Consider the following 3,521-nt stretch of genomic DNA (forward strand, 5'->3'; position numbering starts at 1 on the left):
CGATAGGCCTAGGCGTACTTTCAAGCGTGTTTTTATTGGCTCAAGCAGCCCTGCTCGCCTCCATTCTGCACCAGTTAATCATTGACCAAGTCGACAAAGCCGACCTCATTTGGCATTTTGTTGGGCTCGGTGGCACGGTTATCGGTCGAGCTGCTTGTACCTGGGGTCGAGAGCTTGCCGGTTACCGTTGCGGGGAGCAAATTCGAGTTTATATTCGCCAACTCATTTTAGATAAAGTTCATAAACTTGGGCCAGCTTACATCAAAGGCAAACCTGCTGGCAGTTGGGCAACGCTCATCTTAGAGCAGGTAGAAGATATGCAAGATTTCTTCTCACGCTACTTGCCTCAAATGTCATTATCGGTACTAGTGCCTTTCATCATTTTGGTTGTCGTATTCCCAGTAAACTGGGCAGCAGGCTTGATCTTCCTGGTCACTGCACCACTAGTGCCTATTTTCATGGCACTGGTTGGGATGAAAGCCGCAGAAGCAAACCGTAAAAACTTTAAAGCGATGCAGCGTTTGTCGGGTCACTTTTATGACCGCTTGCAAGCAATGACGACCATTCGCTTATTCGATAGAACAAAATCTGAAACTGAGACGCTAAAGGGTGCTTCAGAAGTCTTTCGTACTCGTACCATGGACGTTCTGAAAATCGCGTTTCTGTCTTCCGCGGTGTTAGAGTTTTTCACTTCCATTTCTATCGCAATTACCGCTGTCTACTTTGGCTTTAGTTATATCGGGGAGCTGGACTTCGGCTACTACGGCACAGGTGTTACGCTCTTTGCTGGTTTGTTCATTCTGATTCTTGCTCCAGAGTTTTATCAGCCATTACGTGATTTGGGCACGTTCTATCATGCGAAACAGCAAGCGGTTGGGGCAGCAGAAAGCATTGTCGAGTTTCTGGATTTGGAAGTCGATCAAATCAAAGATGGTACCCAAGCGTTAGATAAAAACAGCCCTATCCATATTGAAGCGGACCAGTTAACCATTTTTAGTCCGGAAGGTAAGCAGCTCGCAGGTCCCCTATCCTTCTCTCTTGAAGCCAACAAAAGTACGGCTTTAGTTGGACCAAGTGGCGCAGGTAAAACAAGCTTGGTAAACACCATCCTCGGTTTCATGCCTTATCAAGGTAGCTTGAAGATTAATGGTTGTGAATTGTCGCAACTGGATCTAGCCACATGGCGAGAGGCAGTAAGCTGGATTGGTCAAAACCCGATGCTATTACACGGTAGCATTCGAGATAACATCACACTAGGTAAGCACAATATTCAGGATGCAGACGTACATTCTGTGTTGAATGACTCTCACGCTGCTGAATTTGTTGAAATGCATGGGTTGGATTATCCGATATCTGATCGTTCTGGTGGTTTATCTGTCGGCCAAGCGCAGCGTTTAGCACTGGCTCGCGCCATGCTACAAAATGGTCGTTTTTGGTTATTAGATGAACCAACCGCAAGCTTAGATGCTCGCAGTGAAAAACTCGTGATGGAAGGCATTAACAAGTATGCGCATGCCACAACGAATTTGATGATTACTCACCAACTTGCGCCTTTACAAAACGTATCGCAAATTCTTGTTATGCAGGACGGCCAGATTGTTCAACGTGGTGATTACGCCACACTGTCGACAGAATATGGCTTATTTAAAGACATGTTGGAAGCGAACCTCGCACAACGTGAAACAGACAAGGGGAACTTAGATGCGTGATTTACTCCCTTATCTAAAACTCTATAAGAAACACTGGTTTGGTCTTTCGCTAGGTATGCTACTGGCATTTCTGACCTTAGCGGCATCTATTGGCTTATTAACGCTATCAGGTTGGTTTATTTCAGCCGCAGCGGTGGCAGGCTTGACGGTTGCTCGTGAGACCTTCAACTACATGTTACCAGGTGCCGGGGTACGCGGCGCTGCAATGGCTCGAACCGCAGGTCGATGGGGAGAACGTGTCGTTAGCCACAATGCAACGTTCAAGCTGCTTACTGATCTACGTATCTTCTTCTTTAAGAAACTTGCACCACTGATTCCGGGTCGTGTTTCTACGATGCGTGATGCCGATCTGCTCAACCGCCTAGTAGCGGACGTAGATGCGATGGATCACGTTTACCTTCGACTTATCAGCCCTGTCGTGATTGGTGTTTTTGGCATATTGAGTTTAACGGCTGTCCTGGCGTTCTTTGATTGGCATCTCGCGCTGCTGCTTGGCTCGATTCTTACCGTCATGTTGTTTGTATGGCCAGTGTTGTTCTATAAACTTGGTAAAAGTAATGGCGAGAATCTCACTCATCATAAAGCGCAATTGCGAGTGGCGACACTGGACTGGCTTCAAGGCTACAGTGAACTGAGTATCTTTGGAGCAGAAGAACGTTATCGTAATCTCATTCTAGAGAAGCAGAAGCAGTTGCTGTCTAACCAATTTGTGAACGCGAAGTTAACGGGCATGGCTTCAGGCCTGCTTATGCTGGTGAACGGCCTTACACTGGTTGTGATGCTTTGGTTTGCTGCAGACGGCGTAGGTGGTCGTGCTCCTGATCCTTGGATTGCGCTGTTTGCGTTTGCAACCATGGCGAGCTTTGAGATTCTGATGCCTATCGCGGGCGCATTCCAGTATCTCGGTCAAACGTTGACCTCTGCTCGTCGTTTAAATGAAGTAATTTTGGCTGAACCTGACGTTGTCTTCCCTGAGCAGTCGAAACATAAAGACACAACGTTAGACATTGAATTCGACAACATAGATTTTACTTACCCTGACGGTCAGCAAAAGGTGCTGAAAGACTTGTCACTCTCACTACCGTTGGGCACTAAAACTGCAATTGTAGGTCAAACAGGTTCAGGTAAATCAACACTGATTCAGCTTCTTTGTCGCTACTGGGATGTAAACCAAGGTGAAGTTCGAATCGGTGGTACAAAACTGCAAGATTGGAGCGAGTCGGACCTGCGAGCAGCAATGACAGTGGTCAGTCAACGCGTAGATGTACTAAACGGGACACTACGTGACAACTTACTCATGGCCGCTCCGGACGCAAGTGATGAGCAACTGTCTACTATTTTACAAAAAGTCGAGCTTGGCGGACTTCTTGAAGAGCCGGGTTTAGACGCTTGGTTAGGCGACGGCGGTCGTCAGTTATCTGGTGGTGAGAAACGCCGAATCGGTATTGCTCGAGCATTGCTACGTGATGCCCCAATCCTACTCTTAGATGAGCCGACTGAAGGCCTCGATAAGCGTACGGAACAAAAAGTGATGGCGCTTTTCAATGAACACTTTGCTAATAAGACAGTAGTATTCATTACACACCGACTGATAGAGTTAGAAAGTATGGATAGCATCTGTTTGATGGAACAAGGTGAGATCATCGAACAAGGCGACCATCCAACGCTACTCGCTCAAAAAGGTCGTTACTACCAGCTATTACAATCTCTATAATTCGATTTTCAGTGACGAGAAGGGCTCATCAAACGATGAGCCCTTTTGTTATTCCTGTATTATTAGTTACCTAATTAAGCACGTATACAGTGCTGATT

Annotated in this window: 2 protein-coding genes; both read left to right on the forward strand. The window is 46.6% G+C overall.

The window, feature by feature from the left end; all coding sequences use genetic code 11:
* Positions 1 to 2: 2 nt before the first annotated feature.
* The gene (gene cydD / locus CAG68_RS00155; protein WP_337250499.1) at positions 3 to 1,709 is read left to right on the forward strand and encodes a heme ABC transporter permease/ATP-binding protein CydD; all 1,707 of its coding nucleotides are present in this window, start codon (positions 3 to 5) and stop codon (positions 1,707 to 1,709) included.
* A complete protein-coding gene (cydC, locus tag CAG68_RS00160) occupies positions 1,702 to 3,423 on the forward strand; it encodes a heme ABC transporter ATP-binding protein/permease CydC (protein ID WP_161440628.1) in 1,722 nt (573 codons plus the stop codon). Before cydD ends, cydC begins: the two co-directional genes overlap by 8 nt.
* Positions 3,424 to 3,521: the final 98 nt, after the last annotated feature.

The organism is Vibrio sp. V42_P2S4T144, from assembly GCF_009904715.1.
GTDB classification, from domain to species: Bacteria; Pseudomonadota; Gammaproteobacteria; order Enterobacterales; family Vibrionaceae; genus Vibrio; species Vibrio alginolyticus.